The organism is Kitasatospora sp. NPDC022785, assembly GCF_055561295.1.
The window spans coordinates 112256-129778 of record NZ_JBVHHB010000022.1; the positions used below are offsets into that span (position 1 = coordinate 112256).

The window sequence follows — 17523 nt, forward strand, 5'->3', positions numbered from 1 at the left end:
CCGCGGCCCGGGCCGCGATGACGGTCACCCCCTGGAGCGCCTGGAGCGGCGTCGACCACCCGAACAGCCGGCCGGGTGGCGCGCGTCAGCCGATGAGGCCGAGCGCGCCCAGCGCCCCCACCCCGCCGAGAGCCATGAAGACGGGCATCAGGATCTTGATCTCGACCCGGCTGCCGGCCCGGAACCGCATGCCCTTCGGCGGCCCGACCGGGTACCAGCGCCGACGGCCGACCGGGATCGGCCACAGGATCGGGCAGCCGGAGACGGTCAGCGCGTCGCCGACGCAGTGCACGAGCGCGCCGAGCACGATCGGCAGGCCCACCCAGAGGTACTCCTGGCCGGGCTCGGTGAACAGCCACCCGGCGCCGTTGCCGGGCCGGTCGAGCACCTCGACCAGCATCCAGGCGCTGCACGCGCCCAGTAGCCAGACCAGCACGTCACTGGAGACCCGGGCGTGCCGCCAGAGCAGCCCCTCGATCGCCAGCACCATGTGGACGAACAGCACCGCCAGCACGCCCCAGCGGCCGCCGTACACACAGACCGCCGCGGCGCCGGCGCCGCAGAGCACGGCCCAGAGCCAGGTGTGGGTGAGCGTCCGGTGCCCGCCCGAGCGGCGCGGGTCGCGCTTGCCCCGGGTCGACTTGTAGACCGAGTAGGAGAGCTTGTCGATCACCTCGCAGAGCGTCCGGGAGACCGGCCCGAAGGCCCGCGATATGGTCGCCGCCTTGTGGTCCAGGTCGGGCGCCAGCGCCGCACCGGCGCAGATCAGGGCCCCCGCGAGCAGTACCGGCCACGGCATCGGGTGGTCCCAGGCCGCCGCCGCGGCACCCACCCCCAGCCAGGCCGCCGCCCCGGAAAGCGCGTGTGCCGGTCCCATCATGGCGAGAACCATCCCTCGATCAGCTGCCGGGCGCCCCGTGCGCCCGGCGGTCCCGCAGCATATCGACAGATGATCTTGCAGCCCGACCATCGTGACGGCGGCCGCCCCTGCCCGCACCCCTGCCGCCCGCCGGCCGGGCCCGGTTCGCCGGCCCGCCGAGCCCTGCCCCCGGCGTGCGGCCGTCCTCGCGAGGGCGGACCATGAGGCCAACGAGCGGAGGGACAGGTGACCCAGGAGATCCCCACCGCGGCCACGGGCGACCTGGTCGTGCTGAGCAAGGTCAACAAGCACTTCGGCACGCTCCACGTCCTCCAGGACATCGACCTGACCATCGCGCGCGGCGAGGTCGTCGTCGTCATCGGGCCGTCCGGCGGCGGGAAGTCCACCCTGTGCCGCGCCATCAACCGCCTGGAGACCATCGACTCCGGCGAGATCGCCATCGACGGCAGGCCGCTGCCCGACGAGGGCCGCGAACTGGCCGCGCTCCGGGCCGATGTGGGCATGGTCTTCCAGTCCTTCAACCTCTTCGCGCACAAGACCGTGCTGCAGAACGTGACGCTCGGCCAGATCAAGGTCCGCAGGAAGGACCGGAAGGCCGCCGAGGAGCGGGCCCGCCGGCTGCTCGACCGGGTGGGTGTGGCGTCCCAGACGGAGAAGTACCCCGCCCAGCTCTCCGGCGGCCAACAGCAGCGCGTCGCGATCGCCAGAGCACTGGCCATGGACCCGAAGATCATGCTCTTCGACGAGCCGACCTCCGCGCTGGACCCCGAGATGATCAACGAGGTGCTGGAGGTGATGCGGCAGCTCGCCCGGGACGGAATGACCATGGTCGTCGTCACCCACGAGATGGGATTCGCCCGTTCGGCCGCCAACCGCGTGGTGTTCATGGCGGATGGCCGGATCGTGGAGGAGACGACGCCCGATCAGTTCTTCAGCCACCCGAGCAGCGAGCGAGCCAAGGACTTCCTCGCGAAGATCCTGCACCACTGACGGGACCCGGGCCCCTCGAACACCAGGGAAGATCACCATGAAGCTTCGCAAGGTCACGGTCGCGGCCACCGCCGCGCTCGCGCTGGCCCTGACCGCCGCCGGCTGCAGTTCCGGCGGCGGCACGAGCAGCGGCAGCAGCAGCCCGGGCGGCGGTTCCAGCGGCAGTACGGGCGGCGGCGGCAAGATCACCGTCGGCATCAAGTTCGACCAGCCCGGCATCGGCCTGAAGACCCCGGACGGCACGTACACGGGGTTCGACGTCGACGTGGCCACGTACGTCGCCAAGGAGCTCGGCCACCAGCCCGGCGACATCCAGTGGAAGGAGGCCAAGAGCGCCGACCGCGAGACGCTCCTCCAGCGCGGCGACGTCGACTTCATCGCCGCCTCGTACTCGATCACCCCCGCACGCTCGGAGAAGGTCGACTTCGCCGGCCCCTACCTGCTGGCCCACCAGGACGTGCTGATCCGGGCGGACGACGACTCCATCACCAAGCCCGAGGACCTCAACAACAAGAAACTCTGCTCGGTCACCGGCTCCACCTCGGCACAGAACGTCAAGACGAGAATCGCGCCCAACGCCCAACTCCAGGAGTACGGCGGCTACTCGGAGTGCCTGACCGGCCTGGAGAACAAGGCCGTCGACGCCCTGACCACCGACGACTCGATCCTCGCCGGCTACGCGGCGCAGCCCGAGTTCAAGGGCAAGTTCAAGCTCGGCGGCTTCAAGATGAGCAACGAGAACTACGGCATCGGGGTCCAGAAGGGCAGCGAGCTCAAGGCGAAGATCAACACCGCCCTGGAGAAGATGGTCGCCGACGGCTCCTGGGAGGCGGCCGTCCAGAAGAACTTCGGCCCGGCCAACTACCAGAACGAGCCCGCACCGAAGATCGGCGTCATCGTCAGCTGAAGCGGGTGACCAACGGCGCGCCGCCCCGCAGCGGCGCGCCCCGCCGTTCACCCGCGCGAGAGCGCCACCCCGCTGCAGGCTCCACCCACACGAGAGCGCCACTCCACGCACGCGAGAGCGCCACCCCCCGCAGCAGGCTCCACCCACGCGGAAGGCCGGGAGACCGTGTTCGACTTTCTTGACCGTTACAACCTGCTGGGGGCCTTCTGGGTGACGGTGCAGCTCACGTTCTGGTCCGCCATCGGCGCCCTGATCTGGGGAACCGTCCTGGCCGCCATGCGCGTCAGCCCGGTACCGCTGATGCGGGGCTTCGGCACCGCCTACGTCAACGTGGTCCGGAACATCCCGCTCACCGTGATCATCGTCTTCACCTCGCTGGGCCTGTTCCAGACGCTCGGCGTCACGCTCGGCGGGGGCACCTTCAAGACGATCGACTTCCGGCTCGCCGTGCTCGGCATGATCGCCTACACCTCGGCGTTCGTCTGCGAGGCGCTGCGGTCGGGCATCAACACGGTGCCCGTCGGCCAGACCGAGGCGGCGCGGGCCATCGGCCTGAGGTTCGGCCAGGTGCTGACGCTCATCGTCCTGCCGCAGGCCTTCCGTTCGGTGGTGGGCCCGCTGGCGAACGTGCTGATCGCGCTGACCAAGAACACCACCGTGGCCTCCGCGATCGGGGTCGCCGAGGCCGCGGCCCTGATGCGGGTGATGATCGAGAACGAGGCCCAGCTCATCCTCATCTCCGCCGTCTTCGCGTTCGGCTTCATCTGTCTCACCCTCCCGACCGGGCTCTTCCTCGGCTGGGTGGCCAAGAAGGTCTCGGTGCGGCGGTGACCTCGCCGACCACGCTCTACGACGTCCCGGGGCCGCGCGCCAAGCGGCACAACGTGCTGTACACGGCGCTGTTCCTGGTCGCCCTCGCGCTCCTGGTCTGGTGGGTGGTCCAGAGCCTCGCCGACAAGGACCAGCTCGAGTGGGCCAAGTGGCGGCCCTTCTTCACGGACTCCCGCGCCTGGTCGACGTTCCTCCTGCCGGGGCTGCGGAACACGCTCAAGGCGGCCGCGCTCGCCATGGTCCTCGCACTGCCGCTCGGAGCGCTGTTCGGCATCGCCAGGCTCTCGGAGCACCGGTGGGTACGGGGCGCGGCCGGCACGGTCGTGGAATTCTTCCGTGCCATCCCCGTGCTGATCCTGATGCTCTTCGCGAACGCGGCGTACTCCGAGTTCACCGACGTCAGCCCCGACAGCCGGCCGCTGTACGCCGTGGTCACCGGTCTCGTCCTCTACAACGCCTCCGTGCTCGCCGAGATCGTCCGGGCCGGCATCCTCTCCCTCCCCCGGGGCCAGACCGACGCGGCCAAGGCCATCGGCATGCGCAAGAACCAGGTCATGCGCCACGTGCTGCTGCCGCAGGCGGTCACCGCGATGCTGCCGGCGATCGTCAGCCAGCTGGTGGTGATCGTGAAGGACACCGCACTGGGCGGCGCGCTGCTCGGCTTCTCCGAGCTGCTGGCGTCGGTCCGCCCGATGAGCGCGAACTACGGTGCCAACACCATCGCCAGCTTCACCGTCGTCGCGGTGATCTTCGTGCTGCTGAACTTCGCGCTCACCTCCTTCGCCGGTTGGCTGGAGGGCCGGCTACGGCACGGCAAGAGGTCCACCGGCGCGGTGGTCGGCGCCGACGCGGTCGAGGAGCTGGCGACGCCGGGCGAGCACGTGACCCGTGACGACCTCGGCGGCGGCCCGGCGCCCCCCGGCGCGTGATGGCCGGCGCCGGCCGCACGGCCGGGGCGTGCGGACCGGCCGGCGCCGGCCGTGCGGCCGGGGCGTGCGGCCGCCGGCGCTCAGCCCAGGCACCCAGCCCAGGGACTCAGCCCAGGGACGCCCCGGACCCCACGACGACCCCGTACAGGTCGGCGACGGTCGCGAGCGCGCCGTGGTGGATCTGCTCGGCGGTCAGCTCGACGCCCACCGACCGCAGCGGCCGCGTCGCGCAGGCGTCGGCGACCACCGTGGGCCGGTTGCCGCGCAGGAACGCGCCCTGCGCGGTGAACAGCACGCACATGTGCGTCATGAACCCGGCGATGATGACGTCCTTGTTGCCGGCGGCGTCGAGGTGCTCGGCCAGGTCGGTGCCGACGAACGCGTTCGGGACCTGCTTCACGACGACGGGCTCGCCCTCGATCGCCGCCACGCTCGGGTGGATCCGCCCGATCTCCGCCCGGATGTCGTACGGGGTGCCCTCGCCGCCGTCGTTGACGACGTGGACGATCTTCGCACCCGCCGCCCGCGCCCGACCCAGCAGCGCGGCGGCGGAGTCGAGCGCCGCCTGCCAGCCGTCCAGCTCCATCACGCCGCGGACGTAGGTGTTCTGGTAGTCGATCAGGATCAGGGTCGATCCGGCGAGCGACGCGGGCGTCTCGTCGAAGCCGTTGAGCTCGCGCAGGGTCGTCGTAGCCATGGGAGTACCGCCTTGAATTCCGTGTCAGGGTGCGCAGTTCACCGGCGGTGACCTGCTCATGAAACGCTACGGGCGGCCGTCCGGTGTCGGCAATGTCATCTAACATGCAGATACCGACATCGCCCGCACCGAGCAGCGGAGACCCGTGACCACCGTCAACCGACTCATCGTCATCGTCCTGTTCGAAGGCGTCGACCTGCTCGACGTCACCGGACCACCCGAGGTCTTCTCCCTGGTGCGGCGCGAGACCGACGACGCGACCGGCTACCAGGTCGTCCTCGCCGCGGAGACCCTGGACCCGGTCACCACCTCCGCCGGCGTCCGCATCCTCCCCGACCTCACCTTCGAGGAGGCGTCCGCGAGGGCCATCGACACCCTCCTGGTGCCCGGCTCGGTCGAGGTCGACGACCGGCGCCGCGTCCACGCCCTCACCGACCCCGCCGTGGTCGGCTGGGTGAGGACGCTCGCCGCGACGACGCGACGGGTTACCTCCGTCTGCGTCGGGGCGCACCTGCTCGCCGCCGCCGGGCTGCTCGACGGCAAGCGCGCCACCACCCACTGGTCGACCGCGCAGCAACTCGCCGCCGAACACCCGGCGGTCGAGGTCGACGCCGACCCGATCTTCATCCGCGAGGGCGACATCTGGACCGGGGCGGGGATCAGCGCCTGCCTCGACCTGTCCCTCGCCCTCGTCGCCGACGACTTCGGCGAGGCCACGGCGCTGCGCGTCGCCCGGCAGCTGGTGATGTACCTGAAGCGCCCGGGCGGGCAGAGCCAGTTCAGCGTTCCCCTCGAACCCGTCTCCACGACCCGGCGCATCGAGGACCTCCGCCACCACATCACCCGCACCCTGGGCGAGCAGCACACCGTCGCCGGCCTCGCCGAGTTCGCCCACGTCAGCGAGCGGCAGCTCACCCGGATCTTCAAGGCCGAGCTCGGCATGACCCCGAGCGTCTACATCGAGTCGGCCCGGGTCGAAATGGCGCGCAACCACCTCGAATCCACCGACATGACCCTCGAACGCATCGCGTCCACCTGCGGCTTCGGTACGACGGACACCCTCGTCCGGGCGTTCCGCCGCAGGCTCGACACGACACCGACGGAGTACCGCCTCCGGTTCCGCTCCGGCACCGGCTGAGCACCACGGGCGCGGAGGCGCGGAGCAGGGCGGGCCCCGGTCAGAGGGCCGCCCCGAGGCCGGGCGGCGGGGTGATCCCGAACTCGGATTCCAGCACCTCGCCGATCTCCTCCGGGCCTTCGAGCTCCCGGGTCGTGGTCGCTCCGGTGGCCTCGGTACGGGTGAAGGTCGTGCCTTCGAGCCGCAGGTGGCCGTCGGCGCTCGTGCGCTGGATGTAGAGCCGCCGGAAGGGCGAGCGCGGGTGGGTCGCCACGTGCCAGTTGGCCATCGTGATGTCGGGGGCGGGGACCGGGTCCAGGGTGAAGGCGACCTGGTCCCCCCAGGTGTCGCCCGTCCTCGCCTGGAGCACCCAGACCGGCGCGGGGCCGTCCGGCTCCTCCACCACGAGGCGGTGGACGCGCCCGGCGGCCTCGCGGACCTCCCCGGGGATCATCGGCAGGGGCTCCAGCAGCGCGCCGATCGACCCGTAGCCGACGTCGGCGAGGTAGCGGCCGGGATCACCGGGCACCCGGACGGCCAGCACCATGTGGGTCCGCGGCCGGATCTCCCCGGCGCGCGCGCCCACGCGGACGCGGCCGGTGAGCCGGGTGACCTCGAACCCCAGCTGCTCCAGTACGGCGGCGAGCAGGGTGTTGTGCTCGAAGCAGTAACCGCCGCGGGCCTCCTCGACGAGTTTGGTGTGCAGGTCGGCGACGTCCAGCGACGGGACCGAGCCGACGACCACGTCGAGGTTCTCGAAGGGGATGCCGAGGACGTGGGCGTGGTGCAGGGAACGGAGGGTGGCCAGGGTGGGCGCGGGCTCCCCGTCCCACCCGATGCGTGCGAAGTACTTTTCCACATCAACAGTCATACCGTCACCCTACGTACCGGAATGGGGTGTTGGCCTCGGCCCGTGGACCCGGCCGCGATGGAACGCGCGACCTAGGTCCGGCCCACCTGCCCGGCGCCGGGCGGGTCCGCGGCCGCCGCACGGGCGGTGACCAGACCCGATTCGTAGGCCGCGATGACCGCCTGGGCACGGTCGCGGACGGCGAGCTTGTCGAAGATGCTGGTGATGTAGTTCTTGACCGTGGAGAGGCTGATGTCCAGTGCGCGGGCGATCCCGGTGTTGTCGAGGCCGGTGGCCATCAGCTTCCACACCTCCACCTCGCGAGGGGTGAGTTCACCCCGGCCGGTGGGGACCGGCCGGGCGGCGGCGGGTGCCCGTACGTAGGTGGAGATCAGCCGGGTGAGCAGGCGCGGCGCGACGACCGCATCGCCCGCGTGGACGGTGCGGATCGCCGCGCTCAGGTCCTCCGGGGAGCTGTCCTTGGGCAGGAACCCGTAGGCTCCGGCGCGCAGGGCTCCCACGACGTACTCGTCGACGTCGAAGGTGCTGAGGGCCAGGACCCGGCAGCCGGGCACGGTCGCGGCGAGCTCCCCGGTCGCGCCGACCCCGTCGAGGACGGGCATCCGGATGTCCATCACCACGACGTCGGGGCGCAGTTGGCGGGCGAGGCTGACCGCCTGCGCACCGTTCTCGGCCTCTCCCACCACCTCGAAGGACGGGTCGGGGGAGAGGATCAGCGACAGGCCGCGCCGGACCAGCGGCTGGTCGTCCACGATCAGCACCTTGATCCTCGGCGGCGTCGGGCCGGCCCCGGTCATCGGCTCGCCCCCTCGCACCGGACGGCCGCCTCGTCCACCTCGTCCGTGGTCAGCGGCAGTTCGGCCACCACGGCGAACCCGCCGCCGGCCTGCGGGCCGGCGGTGAGGGTGCCGCCGTGCAGGGCGACGCGCTCGCGCATGCCGATCAGGCCGTAGCCGCCCGGGCCCGCCGCCGGCACCCCCTCCTGCGGCAGTGCGTCCCCGCCGTCGTCCCGCACCTCGACGGTCACCCCGCCATGACGGTACGTCAACTGCACGGACGCGCGGGCCGACCCCGCGTACTTGCGGGCGTTGGTGAGAGCCTCCTGGGCGATCCTGAACACCGTGAGTCCGACGGTCGGCGGCAGCGGCCGCCGCGGCCCGTGGACGCCGAACTCGGTCGGCAGTCCGCCGAGGCGGGACTCCGCCACCAGGCGGTCGAGGTCGTCGACGCCTGGCTGGGGCAGCGCCGGAGCCGTCTCCGGCTCGTCGCCGGCCCGCAGCACGTCGAGGAGCTGGCGCATCTCGCGCAGCGCGAGCCGCCCGGAGGCCTCCAGGGTGACCAGGGCGTCCCGGACCACCTCCGGATCGGCGATGTTGGCCCGGGCTCCCCCGGCCATCAGCTGCATGGTGGTGATGTGGTGGGCCACGATGTCGTGCAACTCCCTGGCGATGCGGCGGCGTTCGTCGGCCACCGCACGGTCCGCGAGGAGTCTGCGGTTGGCCGCCACCTCCCGCTGCCAGCGGTTGATCACCAGGGCGGTGCCGACGACGATCAGGCTGGAGACGGGCGGCCCGACGGCCACGTGCCAGGGCGGAATCCGGCCGTTGCTCTGGCTCAGGAGCGTCACCGACGCCGTCGCGACGGCCGCCACCGCCGTCACCCGGCCGGGGCAGGCCCTGGCGACCGCGAACAGGGCGACCACCAGGACGGCGCCGAAGTGGCTGGGCAGCGGGACGATCAGGGCGGCCGTCGCATCGAGCACCAGCACGGCGGCGAGCGCCGCCACCGGGTGGCGGCGCCGGGCGAGCAGCGGCAACGCCGCCGCCGCGACGAGGAGGAACCCGGCCACGCTCACGTCGTACTGGGCGCCGGGGTCGTCGAAGAACGCGTAGCTGAGCACGTTGATGGCGCAGGCCCCGGCGGTCACGAGCGCGTCGTTGCGCGACCACGGCGGCTCGGCACCGTCGACCGGCAACGGCTCCCCGGCATCGCCGGGCCCGGTGTGTCGGCTCCTGGGCATGTCCGTTCCCCCTCCGCCTGGCCTTCCGGCCTCCTGTCTCCCGGGACAGGGTTGCACACCGGCCGCGGTGTCAGCACCGGCGGCGGGTCGCGGCCGCAGGCCCCTGACCAGGACCGTGGTCCTGGTCAGGGGCCTGGCAGGGCCCCAGGGCCCCGGTCCGGATCATCCGCTCCCACGACGCCCGGCGGCCCCCGCGGCTGATGGTCTGGAGACCGGCCGGGAGCCCCCGCCAGACGTCCGCACCCAAGTCCGTCCGCCGGAGGACACCACATGATCCGCGCCCTGACCGGCTACTCGACCAGACACCCGTGGAAGGTCATCGCCCTCTGGGTGGTCCTGGGTGTCGTCCTGAGCGCCCTGACCCCGACGCTGCTCGCCCGCGTCACCCAGCACCAGACCGGGGACTTCCTTCCCCGCAGCTACGACTCGGCCGCCGCACAGCAGATCGCCGAGGAGCGGTTCGGGGTGAACCCCGACGCCACCACGGTGACGGTGCTGGTCGCCCGGTCCGACGGCAAGCCCCTCGACGCCGCCGACCAGCAGCGGATCGAGGCCGAGGCGGCGCAGCTGGGCCGGCGCCGGGTGGTCATGCCCCGGGAGGACGACGTCCCGCGGTTCCTGGTCCCGGACCGCTCCCAGACGCCCCGGATCGCCCCGGCGATGACGGCACCCGACCGGAGTTTCGAACTGCTCGCCGTCCAGCTGACCGGGAATCCCACCGACAAGGGGGTCCAGGGCGTCTACCGGACCTTCCGGGACTCCGCCCGGACGCAGTTCTCCGAGGCGGGGATGCGCACCGGCTTCACCGGGAGCCTCGCCGGGAGCGTCGACACCACCGATGCCCACAGCACCGCCGCGACGGTCGGGAGCGCCCTCGTCACGGGGCTGATCGTCCTGCTCAACGTGCTGGTGTTCCGCAGCGTGCTCGCGGCCCTGCTGCCGCTGCTCGCGGTCGCCATGATCGGCGGCGCAGCGACGGGAGCCGTCGCGGGCGCCGCGGTGCTCACCGGCCGCAAGCTCGACGCCGGCACCCCGGGGCTGATCAACGTCGTCCTGCTCGGCATCGGCATCGACTACCTGCTGTTCCTGCTGTTCCGCTTCCGCGAGCAACTGCGCACCCGGCCCGATCAGCCCGCCCGCGAGGCCGCCGAGCAGGTCTCCGGCCGGGTGGGCGCCGCGATCACCTCGGCGGCGCTGACCATCGTGGCCGCGTTCGCCACCCTGGGGCTGGCGACCTTCGGGCAGTTCCGCTCACTGGGCCCCGCGATCGCCGTCGCGGTCCTGGTGATGCTGCTCGGCAGCCTCACCCTGCTGCCCGCACTGCTGGCCGCCGCCGGGCGCAGGATGTTCTGGCCGTCGCGGACCCTGCGGCGCGAGCCGCGCGAGGGCCGTGCCGCCCGCTTCGGCGCGCTGGTCACGCGGCGGCCGCTGGTGATGCTGACCGCCTCCGTCGCCCTGCTCGCCGCCCTGGCCGCCGGGGCGGCCGGCATCCGGATGGACTACGGCCGGGGCGGCCCGGGTGACGGGACCGCTGCCGTGGCCACCGCGGCCGAGATCTCCCGCGCGCTGCCGGCCGGGGTGTCGGACCCGACGAGCGTCTTCGTCACCGCCCCGGACGGCGCCACCCTCACCACCGCCGGGCTCGACGGCCTCTCGCGCGCGCTCACCCGGGTCGACGGCGTGGGCGCCGTCGCACCGACCGTTCTGAACGAGGACCACCGCGCCGCCCGGATCGACCTCTATCCGACCGCCGACCCGCAGAGCAGGCAGGCCCGGGACCTGGTCGCCGGACCGGTCCGGGCCGCGGTCGCCCGGCACACGCCCGCCGGGACGACAGCCCACGTGGGCGGGACGGCGGCGGTCCTCGCCGACGTCTCGACCGCCGTCGACCACGACCTCACGGTCGTGTTCCCCGTCGCGGCCGCGCTGATCGCGCTGATCCTGCTGCTACTCCTGCGCAGCCTGCTCGCACCGGTCGTCCTGATGCTCTCCGTCGGGCTCGGCTTCGCCGCCACCCTCGGCGCCGCCACGCTGCTGTTCCAGCACGCCCTCGGCGAGCCGGGCGTCGACTTCACCCTCCCGCTGGTGCTGTTCCTCTTCGTCGTGGCCCTGGGCACCGACTACAACATCCTGATCGCCGACCGGATCCGGGAGGAGATGCAGCGGCCGGGCCCGGCCCGCGCCGCCGTGGCCCGCGCGGTGCGGTACACGACACCGGCCATCGCGACGGCCGGGCTCGTGCTGGCCGGCTCCTTCGCCACCCTCGCCACCACCCCGGGGAGCGAACAGGTCGCCTTCGCGATGGCGCTCGGCATCATGCTCTCGGCGCTCGTCCTTTCGCTGGTGCTGGTCCCCGCCCTGGCGGCACTCCTCGGCCGGGCCCTGTGGTGGCCGGTCCGTCCGCGACCCACCGCGGGCGGCCGCCCCCTGCACCATACGGCCGCACCGGCCACGGAACCCGACCGGGTCACGGCGTCCTGAGGCGTGGGACGGCGGAAGCGTGGGACCGCCGGCTCCGGGGCCATGCGCCCCCGGGGCCGGCGGTCCCGGGCTCCGGTCGCCCCGCCGCGTGGCCGGGCGACCGGAGCCCGGTGGACGGTCCCGTCCTCGGCTCAGAAGGCGGAGTTGGCGACCCAGTGCGCCAGCAGCTCGTCGTCCCCCCGCACATCGAAGCGGTCGGCGGACCGGTCCAGCCGGCCGTAGAGGAGGAGCAGCAGGTCCGCGGCGGAGCCCCGGACGGTCGCGTCGGCGGTCGCGTCCGCGCTCTGCGGGTCGAGCCCGAAACCGTCGGGGCGCAGCCGGACCAGCCAGTCCCCGTCGCCGTCGGTGCGGGTGAACCGGATGGTCCGGTCCGCGCCGCGGAGCGCGGCCGTCCCGGGGGCGAAGCCGGCGGCGAAGGGCAGGTTGGTCAGGAACTCCGACACCCCGTCGGCGGCGAGCGCCGGGTCGATGTCGGGGTTCAGGCCCAGTGCGAGGTCGGCGTCCACGCGGTGCACGAGGGTCTCGAACAGCATCCGGCGCACCCAGAACCGGGCGTGCTGGTCGGCGCCCCAGGCCCACATCTGCGCGTCGAGGTCGGCCGAGGCGAACTCCGCGCCGGCCTGCGCCGCGGCTTCGGCCAGCCAGTCGGGGTAGCCGTCCGGCGTCTGCGGCAGGCGCAGGTCGACGTCGCGGCTGCGCGGCGGCTCCTGGATCTTCTGCCGCAGCAGGACGGTGAACCAGCGCTGCACGCTGCCGGTGTGGCGCACCAGGTCGGTCAGGGTCCAGCCCGGGCAACTGGGCACCGGGGTGGTCGGATCGGCGGTCCGGACGGTGGCGACGAGGCGCGCGGTCTCGGCTGCGACGCCGGCGGCGTGGTCGAGGGTGGTGGTGGTCACGAGGGTCATTCTCCCGGGTTGCTGGGTCGGGCTCAGACGAGGGGCTTGTCGACGACGGCCTTGGCGTGGCTGAACGTGTCGATGGAGTACTCGCCGTGGTAGCGGCCCATCCCGCTCTCGCCCACGCCGCCGAACGGCAGCTCGGGCATGGCCAGGTGGGAGACCGGCAGGCCGAAGGAGAGCGCGCCGGAGGAGGTCTCCTCGGTCAGCCGCCGCTTGGTCCGCTCGGACTCGGTGAAGGCGTAGAGGGCGAGCGGCTTGTCCCGCTCGTTGATGAAGGCGATCGCCGCGTCGAGGTCGGGGACGGCGACGATCGGCAGGATCGGGCCGAAGATCTCCGCGCGCATCACGGGCGCGTCCGGGGAGACGTCCGCGAGGACGGTCGGGGCGAGATAGCGCTCGGCGCGGTCGTGCCCGCCGCCGGTGACGAGCCGCCCGTCGTCCAGCAGTGCGGCCAGGCGGTCGAAGTGGCGTTCGTTGACGATCCGCCCGTACTCGGGGTCGGCGGCCGGGTCGTCGCCGTACATCTCGTGGACGGCGTCGGCCAGGTGCTTCTCCAGCCCGGCGGCGGTCTCGCCGATGGCGAGGACGTAGTCGGGGGCGACGCAGGTCTGGCCGGCGTTGAGGAACTTGCCCCGGGCGATCCTGCGTGCGGTAAGCGCCAGGTCGGCGCCGGGCTCGACCACGACGGGGCTCTTGCCGCCCAGCTCCAGGGTGACCGGCGTGAGGTGCCGGACGGCCGCCGCCATGACGATCCGCCCGACCGTGCCGTTGCCGGTGTAGAAGATGTGGTCGAAGCGCTGCTCCAGCAGGGCGGTGGTCTCCGGGACGGCGCCCTCGACCACGGCCACGGTCTCCGGGTCGAGGTAGCGCGGCAGCAGCCGGGCCATCGCCGCGGAGGTGGCGGGCGCGAGCTCGCTCGGCTTGACGACCACGGTGTTGCCGGCGGCCAGGGCGCCCACCACCGGGGCCAGCGCGAGCTGGAGCGGGTAGTTCCACGGCGCGATGACCAGCACCACGCCGAGCGGGTCGCGGACCACACGGGCGTCGGCCGGCTGGAAGAAGCCGGGGACGGCGGCCGGCTTCGGCCGGAGCCACTCCTCCAGGTGCGCCACGGTGTGGTCGAGCTCGTTCAGCGTGAACCCGATCTCGGTGCGGTACGCCTCCTTCGCGCTCTTGCCGAGGTCGGCGGCGAGCGCCTGCTGGAACACCTCGGCCTGCTCGGTGAGCAGCGAGCGCAGGGCCGCCAGCTGGTCCAGGCGCCGGGCGAGCGGCTTGGTCCGGCCGCTGTCGAAGGTGGCGCGCAGGCGGGCGACCAGGGTGGGGATGTCTGCCGCGGCGGAGGTCGGGGGGTGCGTCATGAGGGTCTCGCGGTCCTTCCGGGGGCTTGAAGGCCTAGATGGTTGATGTCTTCAAGTAATTCGACGGTAGACCTCAATGGTTGATGATGTCAAGCAATCTCCCTATGCTGGAGGCATGCCCCAGACGCCCCGGCCCGCACCCGCCCCCTCCCCCGAAGAGCTGATGGACCGGCTCGCGCGGGTGGCCGCGGCCTACTACCGCCACTTCGCCACGGTGGCCGCCGGGCACGGGCTCACGCTGATGCAGGGCAAGACGCTCAGCCTGCTGACCCGCCCCCGACCCATGCGCGCCCTCGCCGAGCTGCTGGCCTGCGACGCCTCGAACGTCACCGGGATCGTCGACCGGCTCACCGCGCAGCACCTCGTCCGCCGCGAGGCCGACCCGGCCGACCGCCGGATCAAGAACATCGTGCTGACCGACCAGGGCGAGCACACCGTCGGCCGCATCCGGGCCGAGCTGATGTCCGGCCTCACCGCCCTGGAACAGCTCACACCCGACGAGCGCGACACCCTCCACACCCTGCTGGGCCGCGCCTTCCCGGAGACGGCCGCCCCGCAAAGCCACGTGTTCTGACCACGGAGGCTGGTGACAGGGCTCACGGCGTGGTGATCCGACGAACGGCCGGTGAGCCCGGCTCGAGCCCTGCCCGAGCGTCACCGCGCCGTGGCCACGAGGTACGGCAAGCCCGCCGTCCGCCGTGAAGCGACCGTGCCGCTCGCCGGCCATCGACGAGTGACTGCGATCAGCCACTCGGACGGTGAGCGGGTGGGCCTCAGGAAAGCATCGCTGCGCGCTCGGCCGCGCTGCGCAGAACGCAGAATTCATTGCCTTCGGGGTCGGCAAGGACGGCCCAGCCGGCACCATCGGGTTCCCGGCGATCGGCGACGAGTGTCGCACCGAGGCTCAGCAGTCGCTCGACCTCCTCTTCGCGCGAGGTCTCGGGGCGCAGGCACAGATGAATCCGGTTCTTGATCGTCTTCGGCTCCGGCACCTGGTTGAAGTACAGCAGCGGGCCCTCCGACAGGATCACCGCGGTCTCCACGTCACCCGGCTTGCTCCCCGGATGCAGCGGACAACCGAGCGCCTCGCTCCAGAACCGAGCCAGCTCATAGGCATCCGCGCAGTCGACCGCCACGTTCTGCACCACCGAAACCATGCACGAGATCGTGCCCGGAGCCCCGCTCGGTCAGCAAATCGCGTCCGGACCGCACCAGCGCCTTCGCCACGGACCCCAGCCTCCGGGGCCCGGCCGCTCCGCCGCGGAGAGCGGCGGACGGAGGCCGTGTGCTTCAAACCTGGGAATCCCAAACGTTCACCCTATCGGGTACAGAGCACACTCCGTAGCACCGTGGGGCCCGCCGCCCCGCCTACCGTTGATCAGCAAGCGACAAGGGACGCCCGATGCGGCGATCCCTTTCCTGCCATGCCAGGTGACGGCCTGTCATGGCATGCGCTTCTTCGACGTCCAGTCCTTCACAGAGGGAGGCACTTCCATGTCCGCGGACACCAGATCCGGGAACAGCGTGGAGACCGGCAACGGGGAGACCCCGGCGGTACGGTCATGAGCCGTACGGCCCTGGAGAGGATCCTCGGCGGCCCCAGCGGCCTGGGGACGGCGAGCCTGCACCCGGGGCGGCGCGAGGCGCGCCCGAAGCCCGGCGATCCGATCCCGGGCCTGTACCACCACCCGGTGCCCGAGCCGGACGCCGAACGCTCCGCGGAGGTCGGCCGCCGGATCAAGGCCTGGGCGGAGGACGAGGTCGAGCTCTACCCGCCGGAGTGGGAGGACCAGTTCGACGGCTTCTCGGTGGGCCGCTACATGGTCGCCTGCCATCCCGACGCGCCGGACGTCGAGCACCTGATGATCGCCGCCCGGCTGATGGCCGCCGAGAACGCGGTCGACGACTGCTACTGCGAGGACCACGGGGGCTCGCCGATCGGCCTCGGCGGGCGCCTCCTCCTGGCGCACACGGCTCTCGACCCCGTGCACACCACGCGGGAGTACCAGCCGGCCTGGGCGGAGTCGCTGCACGAGGACGCCCCCCGGCGCGCCTACCGCTCCGCCATGGACTACTTCACCCGCGCGGCCACGCCGGCCCAGACCGACCGGTTCCGGCACGACATGGCCCGCCTGCACCTCGGGTACCTCGCCGAGGCCGCCTGGGCCGAGACGGACCACGTGCCGGCGGTGTGGGAGTACCTGGCGATGCGCCAGTTCAACAACTTCCGCCCCTGCCCGACGATCACGGACACCGTCGGCGGCTACGAACTGCCCGCCGACCTCCACGCCCTGCCCGCCCTGCAACGGGTCATCGCGCTCGCGTCCAACGCCACGACGATCGTCAACGACCTGTACTCCTACACCAAGGAACTGGCCGGCCCCGGCCGGCACCTGAACCTGCCCGTGGTGCTCGCCGAGCAGGAGGACCTTGCCGACCGCGACGCCTACCTCAAGGCGGTCGAGGTGCACAACGACCTCATGCACGACTTCGAGGCCGAGGCCGCCGCCCTGGCCGCCGCCTGGCCCTCGCCGTCCCTGGTGCGGTTCCTACGCGGCGTGGCCGTGTGGGTCGACGGCAACCACTACTGGCACCAGACCAACACCTACCGCTACAGCCTTCCCGATTTCTGGTAACCAAGGAGCTCATCCCATGACGACGACCGACCTCCCCGCCGCGACCACCGTCTCCCTCCCCGGCCCGGCCACTCCCTACCAGGGCGACATCGCCCGGTACTGGGACCATGAGGCCCGGCCCGTGAACCTGCGCCTCGGTGACGTCGACGGCCTCTACCACCACCACTACGGCATCGGTGACGTCGACCACGCCTCGCTGGGCGACCCGGACGACAGCGAGCGTGAGAAGAAGGTGATCAGCGAGCTGCACCGGCTGGAGTCCGCGCAGGCCGAGGTGCTCCTGGACCACCTGGGCTCCGTCCGGCGCGACGCCACCCTCGTGGACGCCGGCTGCGGCCGTGGCGGCTCCAGCGTCATGGCGCACCAGCGCTTCGGCTGCAGGGTGGAGGGCGTCACCCTCTCGGCCAAGCAGGCCGAGTTCGGCAACCGGCGCGCCCGGGAGCTCGGCATCGAGGACCACGTCCGCGCCCAGGTCTGCAACATGCTCGACATGCCCTTCGAGACCGGCCGGGTGGCGGGCTCCTGGAACAACGAGTCCAGCATGTACGTCGACCTGCACGACCTCTTCGCCGAGCACTCCCGCATCCTCGCGGTCGGCGGCCGGTACGTCACCATCACGGGCTGCTGGAACCCCGCCTACGGGCAGCCGTCGAAGTGGGTCTCCCAGATCAACGCGCACTTCGAGTGCAACATCCACTCCCGCCGCGAGTACCTGCGCGCCATGGCGGACAACCGCCTCGTACCGCAGGCCGTCATCGACCTGACGCCCGCGACCCTGCCCTACTGGGAGCTGCGTGCCACCTCCTCCCTCGTCACGGGCATCGAGGAGGCGTTCATCAACTCCTACAAGGACGGCTCCTTCCAGTACGTCCTGATCGCGGCCGACCGGGTCTGACCGGGACTGACC

The 17523-nt window shown here is 72.3% G+C and carries 16 protein-coding genes and 1 pseudogene; 9 read left to right on the forward strand and 8 right to left on the reverse strand.

Annotated elements, in window-relative coordinates; all coding sequences use genetic code 11:
• Nucleotides 1-85: 85 nt before the first annotated feature.
• The gene (locus ACZ3YO_RS29135; RefSeq protein ID WP_396323336.1) at nt 86-880 is read right to left on the reverse strand and encodes a metal-dependent hydrolase; all 795 of its coding nucleotides are present in this window, start codon (nt 878-880) and stop codon (nt 86-88) included.
• Between the two features lie 225 nt (nt 881-1105).
• Here ACZ3YO_RS29135 and ACZ3YO_RS29140 point away from each other — a divergent pair, with 225 nt between their 5' ends.
• From ACZ3YO_RS29140 to ACZ3YO_RS29155, 4 genes are all read left to right on the forward strand, one after another.
• On the forward strand, nt 1106-1870 hold the full coding sequence (locus ACZ3YO_RS29140; RefSeq protein WP_465549354.1) for an amino acid ABC transporter ATP-binding protein: 765 nt from the start codon (nt 1106-1108) through the stop codon (nt 1868-1870).
• A 37-nt stretch (nt 1871-1907) separates the two neighbouring features.
• Entirely contained in the window at nt 1908-2777 is an 870-nt protein-coding gene (locus ACZ3YO_RS29145) for a glutamate ABC transporter substrate-binding protein (protein ID WP_465575042.1), read from the forward strand.
• 165 nt (nt 2778-2942) lie between these two features.
• Nucleotides 2943-3608, forward strand: a complete 666-nt coding sequence (locus ACZ3YO_RS29150; RefSeq protein WP_465575045.1) for an amino acid ABC transporter permease — start codon at nt 2943-2945, stop codon at nt 3606-3608.
• The gene (locus ACZ3YO_RS29155; RefSeq protein WP_465575048.1) at nt 3605-4537 is read left to right on the forward strand and encodes an amino acid ABC transporter permease; all 933 of its coding nucleotides are present in this window, start codon (nt 3605-3607) and stop codon (nt 4535-4537) included. Before ACZ3YO_RS29150 ends, ACZ3YO_RS29155 begins: the two co-directional genes overlap by 4 nt.
• A 106-nt stretch (nt 4538-4643) precedes the next feature.
• Here ACZ3YO_RS29155 and ACZ3YO_RS29160 read toward each other — a convergent pair whose 3' ends face one another.
• Nucleotides 4644-5234, reverse strand: coding sequence for a cysteine hydrolase family protein (locus tag ACZ3YO_RS29160; protein ID WP_465575051.1), 591 nt, complete (start codon nt 5232-5234; stop codon nt 4644-4646).
• A gap of 145 nt (nt 5235-5379) precedes the next feature.
• Between ACZ3YO_RS29160 and ACZ3YO_RS29165 the strand changes: the two genes are divergently transcribed.
• Entirely contained in the window at nt 5380-6372 is a 993-nt protein-coding gene (locus ACZ3YO_RS29165) for a GlxA family transcriptional regulator (protein WP_465575054.1), read from the forward strand.
• Nucleotides 6373-6412: 40 nt separating this feature from the next.
• Here ACZ3YO_RS29165 and ACZ3YO_RS29170 read toward each other — a convergent pair whose 3' ends face one another.
• The 3 genes from ACZ3YO_RS29170 to ACZ3YO_RS29180 all read right to left on the reverse strand — a co-directional run bounded on the left by ACZ3YO_RS29170 (nt 6413) and on the right by ACZ3YO_RS29180 (nt 9242).
• A complete protein-coding gene (locus ACZ3YO_RS29170) occupies nt 6413-7222 on the reverse strand; it encodes an arylamine N-acetyltransferase family protein (RefSeq protein WP_465575057.1) in 810 nt (269 codons plus the stop codon).
• Between the two features lie 71 nt (nt 7223-7293).
• Nucleotides 7294-8019 carry a response regulator gene (locus tag ACZ3YO_RS29175; RefSeq protein ID WP_465575060.1) on the reverse strand — a complete coding sequence of 242 codons (726 nt, stop codon included), beginning with the start codon at nt 8017-8019 and terminating at the stop codon, nt 7294-7296.
• Complete coding sequence (locus ACZ3YO_RS29180; RefSeq protein ID WP_465575063.1) at nt 8016-9242, reverse strand: sensor histidine kinase; 1227 nt, start codon at nt 9240-9242, stop codon at nt 8016-8018. The genes ACZ3YO_RS29175 and ACZ3YO_RS29180 overlap by 4 nt, the downstream gene beginning before the upstream one ends.
• Before the next feature lie 270 nt (nt 9243-9512).
• Here ACZ3YO_RS29180 and ACZ3YO_RS29185 point away from each other — a divergent pair, with 270 nt between their 5' ends.
• Nucleotides 9513-11723, forward strand: a complete 2211-nt coding sequence (locus ACZ3YO_RS29185; RefSeq protein WP_465575065.1) for an MMPL family transporter — start codon at nt 9513-9515, stop codon at nt 11721-11723.
• 131 nt (nt 11724-11854) lie between these two features.
• On the opposite strand, the gene ACZ3YO_RS29190 is transcribed toward ACZ3YO_RS29185, so the two are convergent.
• Together ACZ3YO_RS29190 and ACZ3YO_RS29195 are read right to left on the reverse strand one after the other, a co-directional pair.
• Entirely contained in the window at nt 11855-12628 is a 774-nt protein-coding gene (locus ACZ3YO_RS29190; RefSeq protein WP_465575068.1) for a maleylpyruvate isomerase family mycothiol-dependent enzyme, read from the reverse strand.
• A 23-nt stretch (nt 12629-12651) separates the two neighbouring features.
• Nucleotides 12652-13980: an aldehyde dehydrogenase family protein gene (locus tag ACZ3YO_RS29195; protein WP_465575070.1), complete on the reverse strand. Its 1329-nt coding sequence runs from the start codon at nt 13978-13980 to the stop codon at nt 12652-12654.
• Nucleotides 13981-14095: 115 nt separating this feature from the next.
• Here ACZ3YO_RS29195 and ACZ3YO_RS29200 point away from each other — a divergent pair, with 115 nt between their 5' ends.
• Complete coding sequence (locus tag ACZ3YO_RS29200; RefSeq protein WP_465575072.1) at nt 14096-14554, forward strand: MarR family winged helix-turn-helix transcriptional regulator; 459 nt, start codon at nt 14096-14098, stop codon at nt 14552-14554.
• A gap of 199 nt (nt 14555-14753) precedes the next feature.
• On the opposite strand, the gene ACZ3YO_RS29205 is transcribed toward ACZ3YO_RS29200, so the two are convergent.
• Nucleotides 14754-15137, reverse strand: coding sequence for a VOC family protein (locus ACZ3YO_RS29205; RefSeq protein WP_465575074.1), 384 nt, complete (start codon nt 15135-15137; stop codon nt 14754-14756).
• A gap of 414 nt (nt 15138-15551) precedes the next feature.
• Here ACZ3YO_RS29205 and ACZ3YO_RS29210 point away from each other — a divergent pair.
• Together ACZ3YO_RS29210 and ACZ3YO_RS29215 are read left to right on the forward strand one after the other, a co-directional pair.
• A pseudogene (locus tag ACZ3YO_RS29210) lies at nt 15552-16616 on the forward strand (family 2 encapsulin nanocompartment cargo protein terpene cyclase); the annotation flags it as partial.
• A gap of 16 nt (nt 16617-16632) precedes the next feature.
• Nucleotides 16633-17511 carry a geranyl diphosphate 2-C-methyltransferase gene (locus ACZ3YO_RS29215; RefSeq protein ID WP_465575076.1) on the forward strand — a complete coding sequence of 293 codons (879 nt, stop codon included), beginning with the start codon at nt 16633-16635 and terminating at the stop codon, nt 17509-17511.
• The last annotated feature ends 12 nt before the right edge of the window (nt 17512-17523 follow it).

Coding starts and splice junctions, on each gene's coding strand:
- ACZ3YO_RS29205 (WP_465575074.1), bottom strand. CDS start 15,137: ATGGTTTCGGTGGTGCAGAACGTGGCGGTCGACTGCGCGGATGCCTAT.
- ACZ3YO_RS29185 (WP_465575065.1), top strand. CDS start 9,513: ATGATCCGCGCCCTGACCGGCTACTCGACCAGACACCCGTGGAAGGTC.
- ACZ3YO_RS29180 (WP_465575063.1), bottom strand. CDS start 9,242: ATGCCCAGGAGCCGACACACCGGGCCCGGCGATGCCGGGGAGCCGTTG.
- ACZ3YO_RS29135 (WP_396323336.1), bottom strand. CDS start 880: ATGATGGGACCGGCACACGCGCTTTCCGGGGCGGCGGCCTGGCTGGGG.
- ACZ3YO_RS29170 (WP_465575057.1), bottom strand. CDS start 7,222: ATGACTGTTGATGTGGAAAAGTACTTCGCACGCATCGGGTGGGACGGG.
- ACZ3YO_RS29200 (WP_465575072.1), top strand. CDS start 14,096: ATGCCCCAGACGCCCCGGCCCGCACCCGCCCCCTCCCCCGAAGAGCTG.
- ACZ3YO_RS29160 (WP_465575051.1), bottom strand. CDS start 5,234: ATGGCTACGACGACCCTGCGCGAGCTCAACGGCTTCGACGAGACGCCC.
- ACZ3YO_RS29175 (WP_465575060.1), bottom strand. CDS start 8,019: ATGACCGGGGCCGGCCCGACGCCGCCGAGGATCAAGGTGCTGATCGTG.
- ACZ3YO_RS29145 (WP_465575042.1), top strand. CDS start 1,908: ATGAAGCTTCGCAAGGTCACGGTCGCGGCCACCGCCGCGCTCGCGCTG.
- ACZ3YO_RS29190 (WP_465575068.1), bottom strand. CDS start 12,628: ATGACCCTCGTGACCACCACCACCCTCGACCACGCCGCCGGCGTCGCA.
- ACZ3YO_RS29195 (WP_465575070.1), bottom strand. CDS start 13,980: ATGACGCACCCCCCGACCTCCGCCGCGGCAGACATCCCCACCCTGGTC.
- ACZ3YO_RS29215 (WP_465575076.1), top strand. CDS start 16,633: ATGACGACGACCGACCTCCCCGCCGCGACCACCGTCTCCCTCCCCGGC.